Origin of the sequence: Streptomyces sp. NPDC055962, from assembly GCF_042270185.1 — a bacterium.
In the GTDB taxonomy this organism is placed as follows: domain Bacteria; phylum Actinomycetota; class Actinomycetes; order Streptomycetales; family Streptomycetaceae; genus Streptomyces.
In genome coordinates, this window is record NZ_JBHJYN010000009.1 from 72,641 (window position 1) to 98,167 (window position 25,527).

15 protein-coding genes, 4 tRNA genes, 1 other RNA gene and 1 pseudogene are annotated in these 25,527 nt (G+C 68.9%); 13 read left to right on the forward strand and 8 right to left on the reverse strand.

Going from position 1 to position 25,527, the window contains the following annotated elements:
* Positions 1-326 precede the first annotated feature (326 nt).
* From ACFC51_RS24400 to ACFC51_RS24435, 8 genes are all read left to right on the forward strand, one after another.
* Positions 327-662, forward strand: coding sequence for an Lsr2 family protein (locus ACFC51_RS24400; RefSeq protein ID WP_376530749.1), 336 nt, complete (start codon positions 327-329; stop codon positions 660-662).
* 152 nt (positions 663-814) lie between these two features.
* A tRNA-Gly gene (locus tag ACFC51_RS24405) sits at positions 815-886 on the forward strand.
* A 79-nt stretch (positions 887-965) separates the two neighbouring features.
* Positions 966-1,038: transfer RNA gene (locus ACFC51_RS24410), tRNA-Gly, on the forward strand.
* 151 nt (positions 1,039-1,189) lie between these two features.
* On the forward strand, positions 1,190-2,152 hold the full coding sequence (locus tag ACFC51_RS24415; protein WP_376530751.1) for an ABC transporter ATP-binding protein: 963 nt from the start codon (positions 1,190-1,192) through the stop codon (positions 2,150-2,152).
* The gene (locus ACFC51_RS24420) at positions 2,149-2,919 is read left to right on the forward strand and encodes an ABC transporter permease (RefSeq protein WP_376372037.1); all 771 of its coding nucleotides are present in this window, start codon (positions 2,149-2,151) and stop codon (positions 2,917-2,919) included. Before ACFC51_RS24415 ends, ACFC51_RS24420 begins: the two co-directional genes overlap by 4 nt.
* A 29-nt stretch (positions 2,920-2,948) precedes the next feature.
* Complete coding sequence (locus tag ACFC51_RS24425) at positions 2,949-4,208, forward strand: sensor histidine kinase (protein ID WP_376530754.1); 1,260 nt, start codon at positions 2,949-2,951, stop codon at positions 4,206-4,208.
* Positions 4,208-4,831, forward strand: a complete 624-nt coding sequence (locus ACFC51_RS24430; protein ID WP_376372061.1) for a response regulator — start codon at positions 4,208-4,210, stop codon at positions 4,829-4,831. Before ACFC51_RS24425 ends, ACFC51_RS24430 begins: the two co-directional genes overlap by 1 nt.
* Before the next feature lie 22 nt (positions 4,832-4,853).
* Positions 4,854-4,929: transfer RNA gene (locus ACFC51_RS24435), tRNA-Gly, on the forward strand.
* 40 nt (positions 4,930-4,969) lie between these two features.
* Here ACFC51_RS24435 and ACFC51_RS24440 read toward each other — a convergent pair.
* The 6 genes from ACFC51_RS24440 to ffs all read right to left on the reverse strand — a co-directional run bounded on the left by ACFC51_RS24440 (position 4,970) and on the right by ffs (position 13,870).
* Positions 4,970-5,896: a phosphoribosylaminoimidazolesuccinocarboxamide synthase gene (locus ACFC51_RS24440; protein ID WP_376372042.1), complete on the reverse strand. Its 927-nt coding sequence runs from the start codon at positions 5,894-5,896 to the stop codon at positions 4,970-4,972.
* A gap of 249 nt (positions 5,897-6,145) precedes the next feature.
* A complete protein-coding gene (locus tag ACFC51_RS24445) occupies positions 6,146-7,609 on the reverse strand; it encodes a N,N-dimethylformamidase beta subunit family domain-containing protein (RefSeq protein WP_376372045.1) in 1,464 nt (487 codons plus the stop codon).
* Positions 7,610-7,828: 219 nt separating this feature from the next.
* Positions 7,829-9,562, reverse strand: coding sequence for a hypothetical protein (locus ACFC51_RS24450; RefSeq protein WP_376372048.1), 1,734 nt, complete (start codon positions 9,560-9,562; stop codon positions 7,829-7,831).
* A 357-nt stretch (positions 9,563-9,919) separates the two neighbouring features.
* Positions 9,920-11,173, reverse strand: a complete 1,254-nt coding sequence (gene purD, locus ACFC51_RS24455) for a phosphoribosylamine--glycine ligase (RefSeq protein WP_376530756.1) — start codon at positions 11,171-11,173, stop codon at positions 9,920-9,922.
* Positions 11,174-11,465: 292 nt separating this feature from the next.
* Positions 11,466-13,694, reverse strand: a complete 2,229-nt coding sequence (locus ACFC51_RS24460; protein ID WP_376530758.1) for a DNA polymerase III subunit gamma and tau — start codon at positions 13,692-13,694, stop codon at positions 11,466-11,468.
* Between the two features lie 79 nt (positions 13,695-13,773).
* Positions 13,774-13,870, reverse strand: an RNA gene (ffs, locus tag ACFC51_RS24465) — signal recognition particle sRNA small type.
* 121 nt (positions 13,871-13,991) lie between these two features.
* On the opposite strand from ffs, the gene ACFC51_RS24470 reads away from it, so the two are divergent.
* The 5 genes from ACFC51_RS24470 to ACFC51_RS24490 all read left to right on the forward strand — a co-directional run bounded on the left by ACFC51_RS24470 (position 13,992) and on the right by ACFC51_RS24490 (position 23,363).
* Positions 13,992-14,079, forward strand: a tRNA-Ser gene (locus ACFC51_RS24470).
* Positions 14,080-14,279: 200 nt separating this feature from the next.
* Entirely contained in the window at positions 14,280-17,456 is a 3,177-nt protein-coding gene (locus tag ACFC51_RS24475; RefSeq protein WP_376530761.1) for a helicase-related protein, read from the forward strand.
* Entirely contained in the window at positions 17,453-18,223 is a 771-nt protein-coding gene (locus ACFC51_RS24480; protein ID WP_376530764.1) for a DUF4391 domain-containing protein, read from the forward strand. Before ACFC51_RS24475 ends, ACFC51_RS24480 begins: the two co-directional genes overlap by 4 nt.
* 46 nt (positions 18,224-18,269) lie before the next feature.
* On the forward strand, positions 18,270-20,261 hold the full coding sequence (locus ACFC51_RS24485; protein ID WP_376530766.1) for a site-specific DNA-methyltransferase: 1,992 nt from the start codon (positions 18,270-18,272) through the stop codon (positions 20,259-20,261).
* Entirely contained in the window at positions 20,262-23,363 is a 3,102-nt protein-coding gene (locus ACFC51_RS24490) for a DEAD/DEAH box helicase family protein (RefSeq protein WP_376530769.1), read from the forward strand.
* Positions 23,364-23,485: 122 nt separating this feature from the next.
* On the opposite strand, the gene ACFC51_RS24495 is transcribed toward ACFC51_RS24490, so the two are convergent.
* Positions 23,486-25,252 (reverse strand): tyrosine-type recombinase/integrase, encoded by a 1,767-nt coding sequence (locus ACFC51_RS24495; RefSeq protein ID WP_376530772.1) that lies wholly within the window; start codon positions 25,250-25,252, stop codon positions 23,486-23,488.
* Positions 25,249-25,503: pseudogene (locus ACFC51_RS24500) on the reverse strand (helix-turn-helix domain-containing protein); the annotation flags it as partial. The pseudogene ACFC51_RS24500 and the gene ACFC51_RS24495, both read right to left, overlap by 4 nt.
* Between the last annotated feature and the right edge of the window lie 24 nt (positions 25,504-25,527).

Genomic DNA, 25,527 nt, shown 5'->3' on the forward strand with positions numbered 1-25,527 from the left:
TCCACTCAGCGTACCTGCCCTGAAATTCTACGCGGGTAGATATGCGACGGCCCACATCACGGCCCGATATCGGTACGCAAGAGCGCCGGGAAAAGTCCTGGGAAAAAAATCTTCGCCCTGATTGCACCCGGGCACACGGAGGCAACACGCGGACGCAATTGGCCGGGCTTCACAATGCGGCTCTTGCCGCTGTACAAATGAATACCGGGGAAAGCACGATTGCCCCGGAACAGTCGACACCAGTCGATCCGTATCCGCCCAGCCGCCGGAAGGCCGGCATCAGCGCATGTCAGGCGCGACGGTGCCGCAGGAAAGGACCGATATCCGTGGCTCAGCGCGTCGTAGTCACACTCTCCGACGACATCGACGGGGGAGAAGCGGCGGAAACGGTCACCTTCGCCCTGGACGGGAAGTCGTACGAGATCGATCTCAATCCCGCCAATGCAAAGAAGCTGCGCAAGACGCTGGCGCCGTACGTTTCGGCCGGCCGAAAGCAGACAAATACCGGCAAGCGCGGCAGGACTCAGGTGGCGTACCGCCACACCTCCCTGGCACCCGACCCGGCGGCCGTGCGCGCCTGGGCCCGCTCGCACCGGATGGAGGTGCCGGCCCGCGGCCGGATCCCCAAGAAGGTCTACGAGGCGTTCGACGCCGCCAGTTGAGGGCGACGCCCGGAATGTTCCATTCCGGTAAGGCGCCCGCAGGTGCCGCGCACGCCACCTCGGGGAGCCGACTTGCACAACACCCCTGCAGGTCGGCTAGAGTCTGGAGCACGCCGAAGGGCAAGGCCGAAAAGCCGGGTCCGACGCAGCGTGCGGGTGTAGTTCAGTAGTAGAACATCCCCCTTCCAGGGGGAAGGCGCAGTGTGCAATTCCTGTCACCCGCTCTGCACTGCCTTACCGGGCCACTCAGTGGATCAGGTAGAGTAGTGACCGCTCCGCCGGTGAAAGCCGAGTGGCAGCAATGCGGACGTAGCTCAGTTGGTAGAGCGCAACCTTGCCAAGGTTGAGGTCGCCAGTTCGAACCTGGTCGTCCGCTCATCGCGCAGAGGCCCCGGTCGATATCGACCGGGGCCTTTGACGTTTCCTGATGCCGACGGGCTTTCCGGCTGCCGACCCATGACGTTTGTCATGAGCAGTGATGACACCGCGCACTGCCCGCGCGCTCCGCCGGGCGGAAGCCTTGGACCATGACCGACGACAACTTCTCCCCGGCCGGCAGCGGGACGCCCGGCGCCGTGATCGAGGCGACCGAGGCCCGGCGGCTCTACGCCGGAGGCTTCGAGGCGGTGCGCGGGGTCTCGTTCTCCGTGGGACGCGGTGAGCTCTTCGCCCTGCTCGGGACCAACGGAGCCGGCAAGACCTCCACGGTCGAACTGCTGGAAGGACTGGCCCGCCCCGACAGCGGCTCGGTCCGCGTGCTCGGCCACGATCCCTGGCGCGAGCGGGCGGCCGTCCGGCCCCGCACCGGCGTGATGCTCCAGGAGGGCGGCTTCCCCTCCGATCTGACCGTCACCGAGACCCTGCGGATGTGGGCCGGCTGCACCGGTGGGGCCAGGCCTCCCGCCGAGGCGCTCGACCTGGTGGGCCTCACGGCGAGGGCACGGGTCCGGGTCAAGCAGCTCTCCGGCGGCGAACGCCGTCGTCTCGACCTGGCACTCGCCCTGCTCGGCCGGCCCGAGGTCCTCTTCCTGGACGAGCCGACGACAGGTCTCGACGCCGAGGGCAGGCGCGAAACATGGCGGCTGGTGCGGGAGTTGCGGGACGGTGGCACGACCGTCCTGCTGACCACGCACTACCTGGAGGAGGCCGAGGCGCTCGCCGACCGCCTGGCGATCATGCATCAGGGTCGGGTCGTCACCTCGGGCACGATCGCGGACGTGACGGCGGCCCGGCCCGCCCGGATCCGGTTCGGACTCCCGGAAGGGGTGTCGGCCCATCAGCTCCCTCCGGCGCTGCGCGGGGACGCCGACGGACGGCACGTCGACATCCGCACGCGGACGCTCCAGCAGTCGCTCCACGAACTGCTGCGCTGGGCGCACGAGTCGGGCGTGGAACTGCTGGGGCTCGACGCACGCTCCGCCTCCCTGGAGGAGGCGTTCCTCGAGATCGCGAAGACGCACACGGAGACGGAGAGGGTGACGGCGGCATGACGGGAACCACGGTCGCAGGGCGGCTCGGCGCACTCGGACGGGCCGAGGTGACACTCCTCGTGCGGAACAGGACGGCGGTGTTCGTCGCCCTGCTGATGCCGGCGGCGCTGATCCTCGTGATGAAGTCCACGCTGGAACAGATCGATCTCGGCGGATCGGGGCTGACCGTCGCCGGGGCGTCCCTGAGCGGTGGCATCGGCATGGTGTTGCTCCAGGTCGTCTACATGAACCTCGTCGCCGCCTATGTGGCCCGGCGCGAGGAGCTCGTCCTGAAGCGGCTCCGCACCGGGGAGGTCTCCGACCACGAGATCCTCACCGGCACGGCCCTCCCGGCGGCGCTGCTGGCCCTCGTCCAGTGCGTGCTGATCGTGGTGGCCGGCACGTTCGCCTTCGGTCTCTCCGCGCCGCGACGGCCCGGGCTGCTGGTCCTCGGCCTGCTGCTGGGGCTCGTGCTGATGGCCGTGCTGGCCGCGGCGACGTCCGTCCTGACCCGTTCGGTGCAGACGGCCCAGCTGACCACGCTGCCGCTCTTCCTCGTCTCGCTGCTGGGCTCCGGGCTCTTCGTGCCGCTGGAGATCCTCCCGGACCTGGCCGCGTCGCTGTGCGAACTGCTGCCGCTGACCGGGGTGATGACGCTCGTACGCGCGGGCTGGCTGGGCGGCGTTGCGGGCGGGGAGGTGTTCGGCGCGGTCATGACGGCCCTGGCCTGGACGGGGATCGCGGTGTTCGCCGTCCGGCGGTGGTTCCGATGGGATCCTCGTGACTGAGCCCGACGGGGCCGGGGAGGATACGGAGAATGTGGGTGTGGGGACAGGTGCGGCGCTGGAAGGGCCGCAGCGGGTACGACAAGATCGACCTCTACACGCGCGGCACCCTGCACACCCTGACGTGGATGTCGCTCGTGTGCCCGGTGCTGCTCTCGGTGACACGGCCGGTGCGCCATTCCGGCGCGCCCGTCGCGCTGATCGCCGGAACACTCCTGGCCGGGATCGCCCAGGGCGTCTGCTCGGTGCGCCTGATGGGCGGGTCCCTGGAGAGCTATCTGGGGCGCCGTCCGCTCGGACGGACCTGGCCGGCGCTCGGTGCCGGCCTGATGCTCACGAACACGGCGGGCCTGCTGGCACTCGGCACGTACACCGGGCCGGAAAAGTTTCCCGAGCTGACACTCGCCCTGGCCGCCGCGACCATGCCGCTCTTCGCCTCCCTCGCCCTGATCACACCCGTGTGGGTGTCGTCGGGGGCGCTGGCCGTCCTGGCGGCGGCGATGAGCGGCGGTGTCCGGCTGACCGGCGGCAGCGCGCCCCTCGTGCTCCAGACCTTCCTCGGGGTGTGTTTCAGCGCCGGTCTGTTCGCCGTCACCGCACGGCTCTCCGCCTGGACCCTGGACGTGATGGCGAAGCTCCGCGACGCCCAGGACGTGGAGACCCGGCTGGCCGTCGCCGAGGAACGGCTGCGGTTCGGACGGGACATGCATGACGTACTGGGCCGGAACCTGGCGGTGATCGCCCTGAAGAGCGAGCTGGCCGTCGAACTCGCGCAGCGCGGAAAGCCCACGGCCCTGGACCAGATGGTCGAGGTGCAGCGCATCGCGCGTGCCTCCCAGCAGGAGGTCCGTGACGTCGTACGGGGCTATCGTGAGGCCGACCTCGGCACGGAACTCCTGGGCGCCCAGGGCGTCCTGAAAGCCGCCGGTATCTCCGTCGCCGTCCACGGCGACGGCGGGCAGCAGCTTCCCTCCGCGGTGCAGTCCGCGCTCGGGTGGGCCGTGCGGGAGGCGGCCACCAACGTGCTGCGGCACGGGGATCCCCAGCGGTGCGCCATCCGGCTGGAGACCGGCCGGGACGAGGTCCGCCTGGTGGTGGAGAACGACGGGGTGACCCCCGGGCGGACCGTCCTCCCCGGTGGCGGCTCGGGTCTCACGGGGCTCCGGGAGCGGCTCGCCGCCGTCGGCGGCTCGCTGGAGGCGGGACCGACGGGGGACGGCCTCTTCCATCTGACCGCCGAGGTCCCGCTGCCCCCGCCGCGGAAGCCCGCACACCCCCCGCTGGAGACATGATGACGCCCGCTCCCGAGACCGTCCGCGTGCTGCTCGCCGACGACGAGCACCTGATCCGGGGCGCGCTGGCCGCGCTCCTCGCGCTGGAGGACGACATCGTGCTGGTCGCCGAGGCCGCGACCGGCCCCGAGGCGCTCGCGATGGCGCTGGCCCACCGTCCCGACGTGGCCGTCCTGGACCTGGAGATGCCGGGCGCCGACGGTGTGAAGGTCGCCACATCGCTGCGGGACGCGCTGCCCGGCTGCCGGACCATGATCGTGACGAGTCACGGGCGGCCGGGGAATCTGAAACGGGCGCTGGAGGCGGGCGTCCGCGGGTTCGTGCCGAAGACCGTCAGCGCCCGACGGCTGGCCGAGATCATCCGCACGGTGCACGCGGGGAACCGGTATGTGGACCCGGAGTTGGCGGCCGACGCGATCTCCGCCGGGGACTCCCCGCTGACCGCCCGTGAGGCCGAGGTGCTGGAACTGGCGGCGGACGGGGCGCCGGTCGCGGAGATCGCGCAGCGGGCGTCGCTCTCCCAGGGAACAGTGCGCAACTACCTGTCGGCCGCCGTCTCCAAGCTCGGTGCGGAGAACCGTCATGCGGCGGTGCGTCTCGCACGCGAGAGAGGTTGGGTATAGTAGGCAGCGCGCTGCGGCGCACGCGGACGTAGCTCAGTTGGTAGAGCGCAACCTTGCCAAGGTTGAGGTCGCCAGTTCGAACCTGGTCGTCCGCTCCAGAGAGAAGGCCCCGGTCCTCAGGACCGGGGCCTTCTTCCGTCACACTCCCTGGGCGGGCCAGCCGGTGCCGGTCAGAAGCTCGTACGCGTCCACGTACTTGGCCCGGGTGGCGTCGACGATCTCCTGCGGCAGCGGCGGGGGCGGCTGCTCGCTGCGGCGGTCCCAGCCCGAGGCCGGTGAGGTCAGCCAGTCCCGCACGAACTGCTTGTCGTACGAGGGCTGCGCCCTGCCGGGCTCCCAGCTCCCGGCCGGCCAGAAGCGCGACGAGTCCGGCGTCAGCACCTCGTCCGCGAGGATCAGCTCCTCACCGCCGTCCGCGGTGGGAGCGAAGCCGAACTCGAACTTCGTGTCGGCGAGGATGATGCCGCGCTCCCGGGCGATGTCGCGGGCGCGGCCGTAGACGTCCAGCGTCGTGCGGCGCAGCACGGCCGCCGTCTCGGGGCCGACCTCGCGGGCGACCTCCTCGTACGAGACGTTCTCGTCGTGATCGCCGACCGCGGCCTTCGTGGCCGGGGTGAAGATCGGGGCCGGGAGCTCGGAGCCGTCGACGAGACCCTCGGGCAGGCCGAGGCCGCAGACCGTGCGGGTCGCGTCGTACTCGACCAGGCCGGAGCCGGTCAGATAGCCGCGCGCCACGCACTCGACGGGGACCATCCGCAGCGAGCGGCAGACGAGGGTGCGGCCGGCCCAGTCGGCGGGGGCCCCGGCGGGGAGCTCCGTCGACAGCACGTGGTTGGGGACGAGATCGGCGAGCTGGTCGAACCACCACAGCGACAGCTGGGTGAGCACGCGGCCCTTGTCCGGGATCTCGGTGGGCAGGACCCAGTCGTACGCGGACATGCGGTCGCTGGCGACCATCACGAGGTCGCCCGCCTCGTTCCGGTACAGGTCGCGCACCTTGCCGGTGTGCAGGTGGGTGAGCCCCGGCACCTGCACGGGCTCGGGCTTTTCTACGAAACCGGACACGCTGCCTCCGCGTAGGTTGATCCAGGAGTCGTTCCGATTGTCCCGCATACGGAGGGGGCTCGACGACAGGGGTCGCCCGCATCGGGCGAGGGACGCCCCCGGGCCCCATCCGGTCCGCCATCGACGGCGCAGGCCTCCGTCTCCGCGGACGACACCGTTCCGTGCCGACGGGCAAGCGGGCCGGGGCAGTTGGATGCGGCCCGCACGCCTGTTCCCGCGGCCGGTGCGTGACAGCACCGAGGCCACGGCTCAGTCGCGCTTGCAGATCCGGTCGAGCAGGTTGGCCGTGGCCCTCTGGATACGGGGGTCGACGTGACCGGGGCGGTCCAGCGCAGGGGACCAGGCGAAGGTGCCGGAGGCGAAGACGAGCGCTCCGGACGGGGCGCGGTACAACGAGGTCTCCTGGTGCCGGGTGGCCCCGTCGCCGTCGGCGTAAGGGGAGTGCGCGAGCAGCATGCGGCTCTCGTGCTCGGGCAGCGCCGTACGCGGGAAGTAGCGGTCCGCCTCGCCGGCGACCAGCCCGTCGATCTCGTCGCCCTCGGCCGCACCGGTGGCCTCCCAGAGCCAGTGCGAGGCGTTCCGTACGACCAGGGGGTGGGGGTCGGGGACCCGGCCTGCGTACTGGATGCCGAGGAGCTGCTGCTCGGGCCGGTCGATCTCGCGCCAGAGCGCGGCTCTGCCCGGCCCACGGCGCTTGCGGCAGGTGAGCAGCCGGTCGGGGACGCCGGAGGCCGACGGGCCGAGGCCGACCTGCCAGTACATGGTGTTGGCCGAGAGGAAGACGAGCGAGGTGCCGGTGTCCCGGGCGAGCTCGGCCGTGCGGCGCATTGGCACCGACCAGTACTCGTCGTGGCCGGGGAAGACGAGGCCCCGGTAGCGGCTGGGGTCGACGCGCCCGGCGTGCAGGTCGCGGGCGTCGGCGTACGCGAGGTCGTAGCCGTAGCGCTCGGCCCAGCGGATGAAGTCGTAGGCGTGGCCGACGTGGAGGGGCAGGCCCGCACCCGCGTAGGGGCGGTCGAAGGAGAGGGTGACGGCGGCGTCCTCCTCGCCCAGCAGCCGGCCCTGCTCGTCCCAGGCGTGGTAGAGGCTCGCGCCGGTGCGGCCGTCCTCCGGGTACAGGTTGTACGCCTGCCAGGTCACGTCCGGCAGCAGGAGCAGCAGGTCCGCCGGGTGGTCGTCGCGGACGGTGAAGGGGACGTGGGAGCGGTGGCCGTCGGCGGTGGTGAGGACGGCGACATAGGCGCCGACCGACCAGTAGCTGGGGATCTGCAACCGCCAGGAGAGCCACCAGTGATGGCAGGAGACCGTCCGCTCCGCGGCCAGCGGCGCCGGCTGGACGATGCCGGAGAGGCGCGGACTCGTGGTGATCTTGGCGGCGCCGTCGCCCCCGTAGTGCCCGATGCGGTAGACGTCGACGGAGAACTGCTGGGGCGGGTCCACGGTGATGTGGAAGTCGATCGCCTCCCCGGGGGCCGCGGCACCGGGGGACACGAAGCCCTTGATCTGCTGGCGCACGTCGTCGGCGGTCCGTGTGCCGCCGCCGACTCCGCCGCGGCCGAGGTCGGGGTCGGCGTACCAGGGGACGACATGACCGGTGTCGTCGAAGTAGTTCTCACTGCCTCGCAGCCAGGGCAGGGGGCCCTGCCCGAAGGGGTCGCTGACGGCGTGCGCGAGGGCACCCGATTCCCATCGCCGGATCTGCTCCGCCCCCATCCCGCACCCCTCCCTCGTCCCCCGACACATCCGATCGCGCCGGACGCCGACGCCACCCCCAGCACATCACATTACGCACGCACACCGTCACCGTTCGTCGCGAATTGACGTGAACGGAGCCTGATCTTCCGCGCATTGAGGGGATATACGGGACATTTCACCATTCACGTGAACGCACGACCGTGCAACTCACGGAGTCCCCCGCCCCGGAGGCACCGTTCAGCCCAGGCGTACGGGTTTGTCGGTGCGGACCCCGACCGCGGTGAGCCAGGAGAGCAGGGGCTCGGCGTCCCCGTCCTCGACGAGCGTGAGCACGGGGGCACCGAGGTCGGACCTGCGGCCGCCGTCGACCAGCAGCGCGGGGCCGTCGAGCCAGTCGAGCCCGGGCGCGGCCCCCGCCGTGTCCACGGCCGCGCAGCACACCATCGCCACGACATGGTCGGTGAGCAGCTCGGTGCCCGTACGCGGCGGCTGGAGGGGGAAGAGCGGCAGCGGGACGGGCCCCCAGAGGTCGAGCGGGTCGGTGCCCGCTGCGGCCGGCCCGCCCTCCGGAGCGGAAGCGCCGCCCGTCCGGGGCCGTGGTGCCGCCTTCTCCTCGTCGTGGGCGAGGGCGGCGCCGATCCCCGCCGCGAGCGCCTCGCTGTCGGCGCCCGGCGTGGCCAGGTGGTCGATGACCCGCGCCAGGGTCGGGACCGCGGAGCCGTCGGCGCCCGCCGCGGCGCCCTGCGCCCCCACGGAGACGCTGGTGGCCACCCCCATGGCGTCGAGCACCCGGTGCAGCCGGGCGGCCTCCGTACGCCACTTCCGGTCCACGACCTCCTCCGGGTACTGCTGCCAGTCCACGGGGGACCAGCCGGGGCCTGCCTCCGCCGGTCCGCCGTGGAAGAGACGGGCGGCCAGCAGGGACGCCGCCTCGTCGGCCGCGCCCGGCTCCTCGATCAGATCGCAGGCGGGGCGCTCCCCCAGCCGGGAGGTGAAGCCCTCGGCGAGCCGGTCGCGCCGGGAGAGCTCCGTGAGCGCCGAGACGACGCCGGCGTCCAACCGGGAGGGCCAGCGCCCCATCCGCCAGGCGGGCAGCGCGACCCGGGTCAGCAGCCGGTCCCAGCCCGCGTAGGCCAGCCCGACCTGCTCCTGGGCGACGATCCGCAGCCCGTAGTCCACCTCCTGGGCGCGGCCCGACGCGGCGGCGGCGGCACAGCGCTCCATCTCCGCAGCGTGGCCGCGGCAGCCGCGCAGCATCACCCTGGCGACCCGCCCCACGAAGGCCGAGGAGATCCGGCGTACGACGCCCTGTCCGGGCAGGGCCGCGTCGGCGACCGCGGCGTCCAGACCGCGGACGAACCGGCGGGCGGCGGCTATGTCGGGATGGGCGGACGGCCCGGTGCCCGCGACGACCGGTGCCAGCACCGCGCGCAGCTCGGCGACCCTCATCCACCACAGGAAGGGGGAGCCGATGACCAGGACGGGCGCCGCGGGAACCCGGCGGCCCCGGCGCGCCCCGGCCAGCCCCTTGAGCACCTCGGCCCCCGGCTGGGCGGCGGGATGCGTACGGTCCTCCAGCCAGCTGTCGCAGTCCGGAGTCAGCGCTATGGCCGACGGCGCCGGGACCTCGAGACGGTCGGCGAGGTCCCTGACCAGCCGGTAGAGATCGGGAGCGGCGGCCTCGGTGAGGGGCACCGTCGGGCTGACGGCGGGCCTCGCGCGCGCCACCGCGACGGCCACCGCCGCGGCGACCAGCAGGACGACGACCGCGCAGGCCGTCACCACCCAGCTGACCGTGGACCACACGCCCGGGCCGATGTGCCCCTGGGCGGCCGCGACGAGCAGCACGACGGCCACGCCCGCCGGCAGGATCGCCAGGGCCGTGGCTCTGCTGCGGACGCGCAGCAGGGCCGCGGCTCTTGCCTGCGCTGCGTGCGCACCCAGCTCCTCAACCGAACCGGTACCGGACACGGCTGGACGTCACCCCCTCTGCCCCCGCGACGGTGTTGGTCACTCCCCCACTGTGGCACCCGACACCGACATCGCAATGCCGGTGGGCCAAGTGCCGGAACGCCTGCGCCGCACCCTAGTTGGGGCCCCGGCGGGCGTCATCCGGATGGCCGAGCCGTCACCCGATGGAATGGCTTTGGGCAAAGCTGCTGACGGGTGGGCCCACAGCCGTTCGGTGATACGGCGGCCCTCCCCTCCCGCCGGCGGGACAGACGCGGGCATCGGGACCCCCGGCGCCCTCCAGGGGCTCCGAGGCGTCCCGGACACACCTGTGCCCGGCACCTCCGGGAAGGTGCCGGGCACGGGGACGAGGGGGTCTCAGGCCTCGTCGGCGGCCTTACGGGCGATGTCCGTACGGTGCTGGGAACCGTCGAGCCGGATCCGGCCGACCGCGGCGTAGGCGCGCTCACGGGCCTGCGTGAGGTCCTTGCCGGTCGCCGTGACGGAGAGGACGCGCCCTCCGGCGCTGACGACCGCGTCGCCGTCCCGCCGGGTGCCGGCGTGCAGGACGAACGCGTGCGGCGCATCCTGTGCCTCCACATCGGCGAGGCCCTCGATCGGGTCCCCCGTCCGGGGCGTGTCCGGATAGTTGTGGGAAGCGATGACCACGGTGACGGCGGCGTCGTCGCGCCAGGTCAGCGCGGGGACGGCGTCCAGGGTGCCCTCGGCGGAGCCGAGCAGGACCCCGGCCAGCGGCGTCTTCAGGCGCGCCAGGACGACCTGCGTCTCCGGGTCGCCGAAACGGGCGTTGAACTCGATGACCCGGACACCGCGCGAGGTGATCGCGAGGCCCGCGTACAGCAGGCCGGAGAACGGGGTGCCGCGCCGGCGGAGCTCGTCGACGGTCGGCTGCAGGACGGTCTGGAGAACCTCGTCCACCAGCTTCGGGTCCGCCCACGGGAGCGGCGAGTAGGCACCCATGCCACCGGTGTTCGGGCCCTCGTCGCCGTCCAGGGCGCGCTTGAAGTCCTGGGCCGGCTGCAGGGGCAGCACCGTGGTGCCGTCGGTGATCGCGAAGAGGCTCACCTCGGGGCCGTCGAGGAACTCCTCGATGACCACGCGGTCGCAGGCCAGGGCATGGGCACGCGCGGCCTCGACGTCGTCGGTGACGACGACACCCTTGCCGGCCGCGAGGCCGTCGTCCTTCACGACGTACGGAGCGCCGAAGGCGTCCAGCGCCTCGTCGATCTCCGCGGGGGTCGTGCAGACGTAGCTGCGGGCGGTCGGGACGTTGGCACCCGCCATGACGTCCTTGGCGAACGCCTTGGAGCCCTCCAGCAGGGCGGCCTCGCGCGAGGGGCCGAAACAGGGGATGCCGGCCGCGCGCACGGCGTCGGCGACACCGGCGACGAGCGGTGCCTCCGGGCCGACGACCACCAGCTCGGCGCCCAGCTCGGTGGCGAGGCGCGCGACGGCTTCGCCGTCGAGTGCGTCGACCGGGTGCAGTTCGGCCACCTCTGCGATTCCGGCGTTGCCGGGGGCGCAGTACAGAGCGGTGACATCGGGGTCGAGGGAGAGAGAGCGGCACAGGGCGTGTTCGCGGGCGCCGCCGCCGATGACGAGGACCTTCACGGGGTGCAGCCTAGCCGCCGGGGGCCGGACGCCTCGACGGGCGCCGGTCCGTGGACAGCGGGGGGGGGCGCTCCCGGCCCCGCGCTCCCGCCCGTGTCCCGTCCGGCTCCCGGGCCGCGCTCCGGGCCGGGCTCCGGGCCGGGGCGGAGCCGGACGGGCCGGAGCCGGACGGGACGCGGGCACAGCGGGGCGGGGACGCAGCTGGGCGGGGACGCAACTGGCCAGGGGCAGAGGCGGGCGGGGCCGGGGCGGGCGGGGCTGGGGCGGGCGGGGCTGGGGCAGTCGGGGACCGCTACTCGTTGGTGAATTCCTCGACGACCGTGGCGCCCAGCTCGCGGACGATCAGGTCGTGGCCGGAGAGCGCGGAGTCGACCAGGTCGGGATCGTCCGCCTCCGCGGTGTCGTCCTCGGGTGCGACGTTCCGCTGCGGCTCGGGGGCCGCCCTGTCGTACGAGGACGGCTCGGACCGCCCGGACCGCTCCGGCGGGGGCTGTGGCGAGGGCGGCGGAGTCTGCTGGACGGGGGCCGCGGGCCCGGGGTCGTACGACGGGGCCGGCGGAGCGGACGGGGGCTGGTACGGGGCGGCCGGAGGCCGGCCGCCGCCTCCGCCGGCCTGGGAGGGCTGACCGCCGCCGCCCGACGGGTCGACGATCGCGTCGACCCGCCACTTGGCGTTGAACTGCTCGGAGAGCGCCTGCTTGAGCACCTCCTCGCTGCCGCTGCTCGAGAACGTGTCCCGGGCGCCGGCGTTGAGGAAGCCGATCTGCAGGGTGCTGCCGTCGAAGCCGGTGACCTGGGCGTTCTGGCTGAGCAGGATCCAGGTGAACCGGCGCCGGTTCTTCACGGCTTCGAGGATGTCGGGCCACATGTTCCGCACCTGTGCGGCGCCCTGCGCCATGTCCTGTCCGCCAGGCGCGGGCGCCTGCGCGGCGGGGGCCGGTGCCTGCGCGGCGGGAGCGGGAGCGGGAGCGGGGGCCTGCGGCACCCCGCTGCCGGGGGTGGACGCGGTGGGCCAGCCGCCGGGACGGCGCGCCGTGCCGCCCGCGCCGCTGCCGGCTCCGGCCGCGGCGGGCCAGGCTCCGGGGCGCTGGCCGGCGGGCGCGGGCGGCTCCTGGACGGGTGGCGCTTCGTACGCCGCGGCCGGCTGGGGCTGCCCGGCTGCCGGAGGAGCCACGGGCTCCGCGGGCGCGGGTGCGGGAGGGGCGACGTCGGCGGGAGCGGCGCCCGGCACCTCGCCCCGGACCGCTGCCCGGGCCGCGGCAGGGCCTCCGGCGCCCCCGGCGGGCATCCCGACGCCGGCCCCATGGGCTTCGGGTCCCGGCACGTATCCCAGGGCGGGACCGGGCCCGGCCGCAGCGAAGGACGCCCCCCGCTCCAGACGGTCGAGCCTGGCCTGGAGCGAACGCTCGTCGTCGAAGGCGGCGGGCAGCAGCACCCGGGCACAGATCAGCTCCACCTGGAGCCGGGGCGAGGTCGCCCCGCGCATCTCGGTGAGCCCTTCGTTGACCAGGTCGGCGGCGCGGCTCAGCTCGGCGGCTCCGAACACGGAGGCCTGGGCCTGCATCCGCTCGACCACATCGGCGGGCGCGTCGATGAGCCCCTTCTCCCCGGCGTCCGGCACGGCGGCCAGGATCACCAGGTCACGGAGCCGCTCCAGGAGGTCGGCGACGAAGCGGCGGGGGTCGTTGCCGCCCTCGATCACCCGGTCCACGACCTCGAAGGCCGCCGCCCCGTCGCCCGCCGCGAAGGCGTCGACGACGGAGTCCAGCAGGGACCCGTCCGTGTAGCCGAGGAGCGACGTCGCCATGGCGTATGTCACACCGTCGTCGCCCGCGCCGGCCAGCAGCTGGTCCATGACGGACATCGAGTCACGCACGGAACCCGCACCGGCCCGCACCACGAGGGGCAGCACGCCGTCCTCGACGGAGCTGTTCTCCTTGCCGCACACCTCGGCGAGATAGCCGCGGAGCGTCCCGGGGGGAACCAGCCTGAAGGGGTAGTGGTGCGTACGCGACCGGATCGTGCCGATGACCTTCTCGGGCTCGGTCGTCGCGAAGATGAACTTGAGGTGCTCCGGCGGCTCCTCGACCACCTTCAGCAGGGCGTTGAACCCTGCCGGGGTGACCATGTGCGCCTCGTCGATGATGTAGATCTTGTACCGGCTCGACGCGGGCCCGAAGAACGCCTTCTCCCGCAGGTCACGGGCGTCGTCCACGCCTCCGTGCGATGCGGCGTCGATCTCGATGACGTCGATGGACCCCGGCCCGTTGCGCGCCAGGTCCTGGCAGGACTGGCAGACACCGCAGGGGGTCGGCGTGGGCCCCTGCTCGCAGTTCAGGCAGCGGGCGAGGATGCGCGCGCTGGTCGTCTTCCCACAGCCTCGCGGCCCGCTGAACAGGTACGCGTGGTTGACCCGGTTGTTCCGCAGGGCCTGCTGCAACGGGTCAGTGACATGCTCCTGACCGATGACCTCGGCGAAGGACTCGGGGCGATAGCGGCGGTACAGCGCAAGGGACGACACACATACGAGGTTATCGGGGCGGACCGACAACCGGTCCCGCCCCGGGACCGGGCGCCCGGTGGGACACCACACCCGGACACGCAAGGGCCCCCCACGCACCCGCCAGAGCCGACCTACCCTTGCTGCCTTCCGGCCCTGGGGGAGTTCAGTCAGATAGCGCCACGTGAGGGGCTGACGCCCACCTTAGCCGATACCCGCCCCCCGCCGTCCACCCGCTGCCCGCCCCGGGGAGGGTCGGGAACGATCTCCGGGGAACGTGTTCGCGAGCACCCTCAAACGTCTTGTATTGTTTGCCGCGGAGGATTCGCCTAGTGGCCTAGGGCGCACGCTTGGAAAGCGTGTTGGGGGCAACCCCTCACGAGTTCGAATCTCGTATCCTCCGCCAGTGCCTCACCGGGCACGATGTCGAAGGGCCCCACTGCTTGCGGTGGGGCCCTTCGACGTGTGTGGTCTCAGTTGCGCAGCGTGGCCAGCTGCAGAAGCTCAGCAAAGGGGGCCCAGCCAGGCACAACAGCGTCATAGCATCAGGACGGCTCAAGACCCACTCACAGCAGCGGATCCACGTCCACGCGGAGGTTCAGCTTCATGGTGCCCAGCGACGCAGGCAATGCGATCGACCGGTTGCGCAAGCACCTGACCGGCGCCACGCGCGTGGACTCGCTGTCGGAGTCGTTCTCTCTCTTCGTTTACGAGGCGCTCCAGGACGAGCTGACCGATGTCGACCTGCGTCTGCTCCTGCACGGCCCCAGTCTGACGGATTTCCCCCTCAACGGGCTCGAGCAAGAAAACCTGAAACGTGCACGTCTGGATCAGCATCGCATCGCCCGTGCGTTCGCGAGCTGGGCCGAGGAGCACCTTCAAACCAGGGCACTCAAGCGGCGCGCTCGTGGCACCTGGACGAGCGTCTCCGGCCCGTTCCCCTACGTCGTCGACGGCGCGGGTTTCGAGGCTGAGAGTCTCGGTCTGGTAGCGCCCCAGAGCCTCTACTTCCCCCAGGAGTCCACGGACGCGGACAAGGTGGCGCAGAGCGTCGTCAACTTCGAGCGGATGTGGCACGACGATGCAACGACCGGCACCATCCAGAAGGAGTTCCTTGGCGCTGCCCGGGCCCTCTTCGAGGACAAAGCTCCAGAGTCTGTCTATCTGCGTGTGCTGACCTCCCTGTTCCGGGACTTCATCGAAGAGTCCGGCGAGGAGACTGCCGAGCGCGGCAGGACCGGCTTCTACGACTCCGTCGTGTGGAACAAGCTCTACAAGTTCCAGCGTGACGGAGTGCTCGGCGCGATCGAGAAGCTTGAGCGCCACAACGGCTGCGTCATCGCCGACAGCGTGGGCCTTGGGAAGACCTTCGAGGCTCTCGCGGTCATCAAGTACTACGAGCTCCGAAACGACCGCGTCCTCGTTCTAGCGCCCAAGCGACTGCGGGAGAACTGGACCATCTACCGCAGCAACGACAACCGCAACCCTCTGGCCGCCGACCGCTTCCACTACGACGTCCTCAATCACACCGACCTCAGCCGCACGGGCGGACAATCCGGGGACATCGACCTGGCCAACATCAACTGGGGCAACTACGACCTCGTCGTGATCGACGAGTCCCATAACTTCCGGAACAACCCACAGGTCAAGGGGCGGATAACGCGGTACCAACGCCTCATGGACGAAGTCTTCAAAAACGGCGTCAAGACCAAGGTCCTCATGCTCAGCGCCACGCCAGTGAATACCCGCCTGGCCGACCTCAAGAACCAGGTCCTGTTCGCCACCGAGGGAGACGACCAGGCACTGGCCGCAGACGGGATCAAGAGCATTGAGACCACTCTGGCCAAGGCACAGAAGCAATTCAACGAATGGCAGCGCACACCTGCGGCTGCCCGGAGCACCAAGTCCCTGGCCGGCACCCTCGGCATGGACTACATCCGCCTGCTGGACCTGGTGACGATCGCCCGCTCGCGCAAGCACATCCAGAAGTACTACGGAACCAAGGACGTGGGGGAGTTCCCCGAGCGTCTGACCCCGATTAACCTCACCCCGCCCATAGACGCGGCCAATGCCATGATCCCCCTGGAGCAGATCAACCAATCAATTTTGCGCCTGAACCTGGCGGCCTACAAGCCCACTTCCTACGTCAGCGTGAAGCACGAGAACAAGTACGCCGCCCTCTACGACCAGAAGGTACGTACGGGCGGCCATCGCGTGTGGAGGCAGACCGACCGCGAGAACAATGTCGTCCATCTGCTGCGGATAGGACTTCTCAAGCGCCTGGAATCCTCGGTCAACTCCCTAGGCGAGACTCTCGGCAAAATCCTGGGCACCATCGACCGTGCCATCGCCAGCGTCGACGCTTACGAGGCGACCGGAGGCGAGGGGACCTCCATCGACAACTTCGCGGACCTGGATAGCATCGACCTGGATGACCCCCAGTTCGAGGACACCGTCGGCGGAAGCGTCAAGGTCTTCCTCGCCGACATCGATCGGATCAGATGGCGGCAGGAACTCCAGCAGGACCGGGACACCGTGGCCACGCTGCTGGCCGAGGTGTACGCGGTCGACGCCACCCGCGACGCCAAACTCGCCCAACTCAAGCAGTTCCTTCGCGAGAAGGCCGAGCACCCTACCAACGAAGATAACCGCAAGGCCCTGGTGTTCACCGCGTTCAGCGACACCGCCGAATATCTCTATAGGCATGTGGCCGGCTGGGCCAACAACGAGCTGGGCGTGCACGTCGCGCTGATCACGGGGCAGACCACCCGGACCACGCTCCCCATGCAGCGCACCCACATGATCGACGTGCTCACCGCGTTCTCCCCGCGCTCCAAAGGCGGCGACCAGGCTTTCCCGCAGATCGACATCGTGATTGCCACCGACACCATCTCCGAAGGCCAGAACCTTCAGGACTGTGACACGGTGATCAACTACGACATCCACTGGAACCCCGTACGCATCGTCCAACGCTTCGGGCGGGTGGACCGCCTGGGCACCACCAACACCAGTGTCCAGCTCGTCAACTTCTGGCCCAACATCGCCCTGGATGCCTACATCAACCTCGAGACACGCGTGTCCAGCCGCATGACCCTCTTGGATGTCTCCGCAACCGGCGAAGAGAACGTCCTGGACGTCACCTCCGGTGACATGAACGACCTGGATTACCGGCGCAAGCAGCTTCAGCAGATGCAGAACGCCGCCCCCACCATGGAAGACCTCGCCGGCGGGCTGAGCATCACCGACCTGACCCTCTCCGACTTCCGTATGGACGCCGCTGCCCGCCCGCATGAAGAGGTCCGGGAGATCACCAGCTGGCCTTTGGCCCTGTTCGGCGTCACACGTTTCGACAAGACACTGGCCGACGATGGGCTCGCTCCCGGAGCGGTCTTCCTTCTGCGCGTGCGGGACAACGCATTTACCTTCTCCAAGGCGTACCCTCTGGCCCCGTACGTGCTCGCCTACGTGACCGACGACGGCAAGCTCGCCCACCCCATTGAGGAGCCCAAGCTGGCTCTAGACGTCCTGCGCCACCACTGCCTTGGCAGCACCGAACCGGACAGCACCGTCTCGGCTGAGTTCGGCAAGGCGACCAAGTCTGGCAGATCCATGAAGCACTACCGCGATCTGCTGGACGTCGTGGTCCGCGAGGCGTCCGGCAAGACCGCGGAGAGCATGGTGGCCTCCCTGTTCTCCGCGGGCCCTTCTCAGCTCGGAACCGACGCCAGCGCGCCCGGGCTGGAAGCTGTGGATGTGGTCGCCTGGCTGGCGGTCATCCCGTGAACGACACCCCGCACAGGCTCGACGGTGCCGGCTTGCTCGGCTTGCCAGAGGCAGCACGGCAGCAGCACCGAATCACGAAGAAGATGCTCGCCGCACAGTTCGAGGATCAGGCTCCTGTCGATGCACGCCTGGTCACCAAAGCTGTGGCCTCAGCACAGCTCATCGGGATCCTGCGCCCGGAGACCATCCAGGTGCCTGAGCACCGGGGCACCGAGCGCACCGTCGTCGATATCCCAGTCTTGGAGGTCGTCCTGGCCGACACAACGACTGCGGCCGACCGCACCCGCGTGACCGAGCTCATCCACCGCAGCATGGCCAAGCCTGTCGTGCTGTTCGCGCTCATGCCGGACGGCGCTACGACACTCTCATTAGCACTCACCCATGTCGCCCGCACGGACCCTACCCGGTCGACTTCTGTGATCGACGCGCACGTCCTGGTGCCAGCCGGGCAGATCGAAGCCGGTGCCCTGCGCCTAGATCGGCTTGACCGGACAGACATTTGGGCGCTGTACCGCGACCTCGTACGCACCGCTGCGGCAGACGGACGACCTGCCAGCTCGGCCCTGCAGGCAGATGACGCCATCACTCTGCGGCGAGGCCTGACCGGCTTGGAGGCGGAACTGACCGTTGTCGTACGGGACGCCAAGCAGGCGAAGAACCAGCAACGTCGGATCGAGCTCAATACACAAGCACGGACGCTGCGCGCACAGATCGAGCGTGCCAGAGGCGTGCTCTACAGTCCCGATCGCGACCACGGCGTCACCTGACAGACGGCTCCCGGCTCGCCCCTCCCAGAGAAGAAAGACACCCCTTGTGACCCTGGACTTCGAACCGGTCAACGACCTGACTGGCCCCGGCGAGGTCAAGTCGAACCTCGACCTTCTGGCCCATCTCTTTCCCGATGCTGTCGTGGATGGCACTGTCGATGTCGACGTGCTCCGTGACCTGCTGGGTGAAGACGCTGCCCCCAGCACCGCCGAAGCCTTCGGTCTCCGCTGGCCCGGCATGGCAGAGGCGCGTCGTCTGTCTACCCTTCCGGCGACGAGCACACTCCTGCCCAAGCCCGGGGAGTCCGTGGACTGGGACACCACCCGCAACATCGTGGTTGAGGGCGACAACCTAGAGGTTCTGCGCCTGCTACGCCGCGGGTACACCAACAAAGTCGACGTGATCTACATCGATCCGCCCTATAACACCGGCAACGACTTCGTATACGACGACAAGCGCACCACCTCACAGGTCGAGCACGAGACTGCGGCAGGGCAGCGCGACGACGAAGGGGCACTTCAGACTGGCGACGGATCCGACCGAGCCCAGGATCGGAAGGCTGGCGCCTCGTTGCACACGAAGTGGCTATCAATGATGTACCCGCGCCTTCTCGTGGCCCACCATCTACTCAAGGAGACCGGCACAATTGTTGTCGCCATTGACGATACCGAGCATGCGCGGCTAAAGCTTCTGATGGACCGAGTCTTTGGCGCAGAAAACTTCATCGCAAATATCGTTTGGCAAGGCGGCCGAAAGAATGACTCGCGGTATGTTTCGGTTGGGCACGACTACATGCTCGTCTATGCAAAGAATGAGGGTGTCCTGCGCCAGGGGGAGGTTCGATGGAGAGAGAAGAAGCCTGGCGTTGATGAAATTCTAATTCGAGCTTCGGAGATCTGGTCTTCTCACGAAGACAAGAAGGTCGCCAATGAGGCGTATAGGAACTTCCTCAAGACCATGGAGAAGAAGGGCGCAACAGCAGGTGTTCTGCGGTTCGCAAATCTCGACGAGTCGACCGGACGCCCGTACAATGCCGACCGCGACCTGTCTTCACCGAATCTTCGAGCAAGCGGAATCTACGACATTTATCATCCAGTCACTGGAAAAGCTGTCACTCGCCCCCAGCGCGGATGGGCCATGACAGAGGATTCTGCTCGCCAGATGATCTCCGAGGGCCGCATCGCTTTCGGCGATGACGAGACAAAGATCCCTCGCGGAAAGATCTTCCTGGACGAAATGACCGATCAGGTGGCGGAATCAGTCTTCACTCAGGAGCGTACCGCCGCCGGAAAGGCGCTGGTAAAGCTCCTAGGCGACGACGCTTTCCCATTCCCCAAGGACGTAAATATCGTAGCCCGATGGCTCGATATCGTGGCCGGTCGAAACCCAAATGCAGTCATCCTTGACTTCTTTTCGGGGTCCGGCTCCACTGGTCACGCGGTGATGGCCCTCAACGCTGCTGATGGCGGTAACCGCCGATACATGCTGGTCCAGCTCGATGAGCCTGTCGACAAGAGCGGCTACGAAACGATCGCAGACATCACGCGCGAGCGGCTACGCCGCGCCGGACAGCAAATCGCCGCCAAGCAGACCCTCGACGCAGCGGACATCGACACCGGCTTCCGGTCCTACCGCTTGGCATCCAGCAACGTGAGGGCTTGGGACGGCACGCCCGACCAGCTCGATCTGCTCGGGGCCGTGGACAACCTTGTCGCTGGGCGCACCACGGACGACCTGCTGGTCGAGATGATGCTGCGCCTGGGCGTGGATCTGACCACGCCGCTGGAGACGCGCGAGGTCGCCAGCAGCACTCTGTACAACCTGGCTGGCACGTTGTTCGCGTATTTCGGCACCGACATTACGGTCGAGCGTGCGAACGAGGTCGCCAAGGTCCTGGTGGCGTGGCGAGACGAAGCCCCCGGCGACGCCGACACCACGGTCGTACTACGTGACACGGGCTTCGTCGACTCCGCCGCCAAGCTCAACTTCGCCGCTGCTGTCGAGCAGGCCGGCTTCACCACGGTGCGGAGCATCTGAATGAAGTTCTCCTTCGACGCGGACCTCGACTACCAGCGTCAAGCAATCGACGCGGTCACGGGCCTGTTCCGGGGCCAGGAGGTCATGGCCTCCCAGTTCACCGTGCACGCCCACCCCGCCGCCCATGCCGGCTTCGAAGGGTTCTCCGACCTGGGCTACGGCAACATGCTGCGCTTGGATCCCGAAACGATTCTGGCCAACCTGCATGTGGTGCAGAACCGCACCGGTCTCGTTCCCGAGCAGTCACTAGACTCGATGAACTTCACCATCGAGATGGAGACCGGCACCGGCAAGACGTACGTCTACCTCCGCACCATCTACGAGCTCAACCAGCTCTACGGGTTCACCAAGTTCATGGTGGTAGTGCCGTCGGTGGCCATCAAGGAAGGCGTCGAAACGTCCATCCGGATGCTGCGCGAGCACTTCGGAGCCCTGTACGGCAACCCGCCGATGAGTTTCTTCCAGTTCGACGGCAGCAACCCGTCCCGCGTACGCTCATTCGCGACCTCGTCGGGCATCGAGATCATGATCGTCACCATCGCGGCGATCAACAAGAAGACCAACAAGGTCTACCAACCCGCCGAAGACCTCGATTCCGAGGTACCAGCTGAACTGATCCGTGCCACGAACCCAATCATCATCGTCGACGAGCCGCAGAGCGTGTACGGGGACACGGGCACTGGCAAGAAGAAGGGCGCCGGTCGCAGCGCGCTGGAGGACTTCAAGGCCCTGGCCACTCTGCGCTATTCGGCCACTCACCCCAAGGGCGACAAAGTCAACCTCGTCTACCGCTTGGACGCCATCGCCGCCTACGAAAACGAGCTGGTCAAGCAGATCGAGGTCGACTCCCTGGTCACCTCTGCTAGCGGGACAACCCCGTACGTCAAGCTGCTCGGCGTGACACGAGGTAAGGCCGGCGCGATCACGGCACGCGTCGAGGCAGACGTCGAGCAGGGCAACGAGATCAAGCGCAGGGCCGTCACCGTAGACACCACGTCGCGCAACAACCTCGCGGATATCACCGGCCGTGACCTGTACAAGGACCTCACCGTGGTCGCTCTCAACGCGATCCCAGGGCAAGAGAGCCTCTCCTTCGACACCGTCGCACAGCCGCTGAAGGTCGGGGACAGTATCGGCGCCGAGGTGAGCGTCGGTGAGCGAGCCCGCCAGATGATCACCCAGACCATCCGGCAGCACCTGCTCAAGGAACAAGAGTTCGCGGTCCACGGTCGCGACATAAAGGTGCTCAGCCTCTTCTTTGTCGACTCCGTAGCCAAGTACCGCGAGTACGGCCCCGACGGCGAGGCACTTCTCGGCGAGTACGCGCAGATCTTCGAGCAGGAGTACACACGCATCGCCTCCGAGCTGCAGTTCAACACGCTGCTGGGCGACTCCGCTGCCGACAAGATCGCGAAGGAGGCCCACCAGGGGTACTTCTCCGTGGACCGCCGCAAGGGAGGTGCCGAGGTACTGGTGGAAACCAAGGAGACCACCGACAAGGGGCGCCAGCAGGCCGGCTGGGCCTACGAGCAGATCATGCGGGACAAGGTCGGGCTGACCACCCCCGGCACTCCTCTCCGCTTCATCTTCAGCCACTCCGCGCTGCAGGAAGGCTGGGACAACCCCAACGTCTTCCAGATCTGCGTTCTGCGCAACATGGGCACCGAGCGGTGGAGGCGCCAGTCCATCGGCCGTGGCCTACGCCTGTGCGTGGACGGGTCAGGCAACCGGGTCCACGGCTTTGACATCAACCGCCTCACCGTGATTGCGAACGAGTCCTACGAGGAGTTCGCCGACCGGCTGCAGCGCGAGATGGCCGACGATCTGGGCATCCAGTTCGGCCTCATCACCGTGGACAGCTTCGCGCGCCTGTCCTTCAAGGCGGAGGACGGGACGGTCGTTCCTGTAGGCTCGGCCGCTGCTCAAACGCTGTACCAGGCCCTGTTCTCCGAGGGGTACATCGACGTCAAGGGCAAGGTGCAGGACAGCCTGCGCCAGGCCGTGCAGACCGGCGACAAGAACCTCACAAAGCTTGTCAGCGATTCCGTCGAATCCGAGGCCGCAGCCAAGGCGGTGCTCGGACTCATCAAGCGCCTGGCCAAACCTATGGACGTCAAGAAGGCCGGCGAACGCGTCGCGGTGCCCCTCGTCCAGGAACGCCTGGAGAGCCCTGAGTTCCAGGAGTTGTGGGAGCGCATCCAGCACCGCACGGAATACCGTGTCGAGGTAGATGAAGGCAGCCTGCGCGCAGCGATGGTTAAGGCTCTGCGCGGCATGCTTCCAGTACCGAAGCGTCGCGGAGAGTGGGTCACACACCGTGTGGAACGCATCGACCAGAGTGGCCTGACCACGGAAGCCGCTGCGGCGCGCCGTGCGGACGTCACTTACGCCGACAGCGAGGACCTGCCCGACATTCTGTCTGTCCTTGCAGACCGCACTCAGCTGACCCGTGCCACACTCGCTCACGTGCTCACCGAGTCCGGCACCCTCGGGCAGTTCCGGGACAACCCACAGGCTTACATCGACCAGGTGGGCAGACAACTCAACGTTACCAAGGCCGACTTCCAGGTCAAGGGGCTGCGCTACGAGCTTGTGGATTCCTCCCGCCCCGAAGCAGACCGGCGGTATGCCCTCAGCCTGCTGCGCGAGGCCGACCTCGCCGGGTACACCGGCCCCGGAGGAAACATCGTCAGCGACGCAGACGGCAACGCCATCTCGTTCGAGCAGAAGTCTGTGTACAAGTATCTGGTCGTCGACTCGAACACGGAAAAGGACTTCGCGCTCGCGCTCCTGCGGCGTTCTGAGGTCAAAACCTTCGTGAAGCTTCCGGCCTCGTTCAAGATCCCGACCCCTCTGGGGAGCTACAACCCCGACTGGGCCCTGACCGTTGAACGTACTGATGGCAGCCGCTACATCGTCTTTGAAACCAAGGGCACCAACGAACTCCAACTGCTCCGTCCCATGGAGCAGGACAAGATTGCATCCGCCCGCATTCACTTCGAAACGGTTAAGGACCGAGTCGGGATCAACGACCTCGAGTACGAGGTCGTCAACGGCATCGAAACTGCGACTGCCGTTATGGAGCGAGATTCCCAGCTGTAACCTCATCCTCTCCGCGTCTGGTCGGGGCCTCCTCCAAGTGGTCGAGGCCCCGACCAGGCACGGGTTACTCGCCGATCAACCGATCTCCGCGTTGCGACACCTACTGCGAGGACATCGACTCACTACCACTCGTTGCTGTCGCCATACTTTCCCGGGTTCTGGGCTCGGTCCACAGCCTGTGCGCATGCCTCAGCGAAGGCCGCCGCCACGGCAGCCTTGTCCGTGCCTCGCACCTGGGCCTCGACTTCCTGGCCCGTTCCGGGTCGTCGAGCCGTGCGCCAGGCCGAGGCGCGGTCGGTGTAGCAGTCGGTCTCGAAGTCCCAGGCCGGCACCGACCACTGCTCCGGGACCCCGATCGCCGCATGTTCCCCGCCGGGGAGGAGCAGGGCTCGGGCGTGGAAGACCACGGTTCGTTCCGGTACGCGGTCGCGGATGGCGTCCGCGCCGCCGGGGCCCTGGTGATCCCAGCGCCAGCGGTCCCATGCCTCGACCTCGGCGGTGTGGTCGGGCCAGTCCTCGCTCCAGCGAGCGACGACCTCGTCGGCATGCTCGCGGTGGAGGAAGGGAACACGTCGTTCGCCGAGGCGGGCGATGTGAACCTCTAGCTCGGTTGGGACGGGGCTCTGGCCGGCGTCCGGCGCGGCACTTTCCGCTGCCTGGTCCGTACCCCAGAGGAGCCCGCCGACCTTGGCGGCGGTGTCTTTGAGGACGCGGCTTGTCAGGTGCTGGTAGCGGCGGCGCATCCGGGCGGACTTACCGGGCTCCCAGCCCATGATGGCGTCGACGACCGCGTCGGAGACGCCGAGGATGAGCAGGACCGTCGCCGCGGTGTGCCGGGCGTCGTGGAGGCGGGCGTCGCGGACACCGGCAGCTTTCAGGAGGTCCTTCCACTTGTGGTAGTCCGTGTTCGGGTTCAGGGGCTCGCCGGTGGGCGAGGTGAACACGTACCCCTTCTCCGTCCACAGGTCACGACCCTGTGTGCGTTCGCGCGCCTGCACCTGGCGGTGCTGGCGCAGGAGCTGGAGGAGTTCGTCAGGAGCGCCGATGGGGCGCTGGCCCGCGCGGGACTTTGCATTCTTGGTCTCGCGTCGGGTGTTGACCTTCTGGGGGCAGAAGCCGGGCTTGCGGCCGCAGCGGTCGCCGCAGCCGTGCTTGTAACGGGGCCGCAGCCGGCCACGGCGCACGCGGATAACGCCGAGGTCGAAGTCGACGTCGTCCCACTGCATGCCGAGGACCTCGCCCTGACGCAGGCCGAGGGCGAGCGCGATCACCCAGCGCGCGGTGTTGCGGTACTTGGCGGCCTCAGCGAGAAGGTGTTGAACCTCCTCGACCGTGTACGGCTCGACCTCTTCCTCTTCGATCTTGGGGGCTTTGGCGATGGAGGACGGGTTCGTCGTGAGGTGCTGGCGCCGTACCGCCTCGTTCAGCGCGGTGCGGAGAGTCCGGTACGCCTGCTGGGCGGTGCCAGCACTGCTGCCTCTATCCTGCATCTTCTTGTAGAAGCGCTCCAGATGCTCGGGGTGCAGCTTCTCCAGTCGGTGGGCACCGAGGCCGGGGATGAGGTGGTGGTAGACGGCGACGCGATAGCCGTCGATCGTGTTCTCCGAGACGTGCGCTGCAGCGATGTTCTCGACCCAGTGGGTGAGCCAGGTCTTCACGGTCCACCACTGGCCGGCCTTGCGGACCGCGCCTGTGTCGCGCTGGCGCTCCAGCTCGCGGACGACCTTGGTGACCTCGGGGCGGGTCTTGCGGCTGACGTGGCGCCGGTCCGGGGTGCCGTCGTCCTTGACGCCGACGGTGACACGGCCGTGCCAGCGTCCGTCCTTGCCGAGGTAGATGGACGAGGAGCCGTTGGGCTGGCGGGACTTCGGTGCGGAGGCGCGAGTCACGCGGCGGCTCCGAAGTCGGTCGCCGACAGGCGGCGGGCCAGGAAGTCGCTCACCGCCTCCGCTGGGATGCGGCGCAAACTCCCGATCTTGACGGAGGCGATCTCGCCGGAGGAGACGTACTCGTAGAGCTTGGTGCGGCCGATGCCGATTCGACGGGCAGCCTCGGTGACGGTGAGAGCGACAAGGGTCGTGTCCCCCGTGGGACGGCGCTCGGCCATCAGCGTGCGCAGGGCGTCTTCGGGGACATCAAGCGTGTTGGGGGCAACCCCTCACGA

Coding starts and splice junctions, on each gene's coding strand:
- ACFC51_RS24420 (WP_376372037.1), top strand. CDS start 2,149: ATGACGGGAACCACGGTCGCAGGGCGGCTCGGCGCACTCGGACGGGCC.
- ACFC51_RS24445 (WP_376372045.1), bottom strand. CDS start 7,609: ATGGGGGCGGAGCAGATCCGGCGATGGGAATCGGGTGCCCTCGCGCAC.
- ACFC51_RS24430 (WP_376372061.1), top strand. CDS start 4,208: ATGACGCCCGCTCCCGAGACCGTCCGCGTGCTGCTCGCCGACGACGAG.
- ACFC51_RS24425 (WP_376530754.1), top strand. CDS start 2,949: ATGTGGGTGTGGGGACAGGTGCGGCGCTGGAAGGGCCGCAGCGGGTAC.
- ACFC51_RS24415 (WP_376530751.1), top strand. CDS start 1,190: ATGACCGACGACAACTTCTCCCCGGCCGGCAGCGGGACGCCCGGCGCC.
- ACFC51_RS24475 (WP_376530761.1), top strand. CDS start 14,280: ATGGTGCCCAGCGACGCAGGCAATGCGATCGACCGGTTGCGCAAGCAC.
- ACFC51_RS24490 (WP_376530769.1), top strand. CDS start 20,262: ATGAAGTTCTCCTTCGACGCGGACCTCGACTACCAGCGTCAAGCAATC.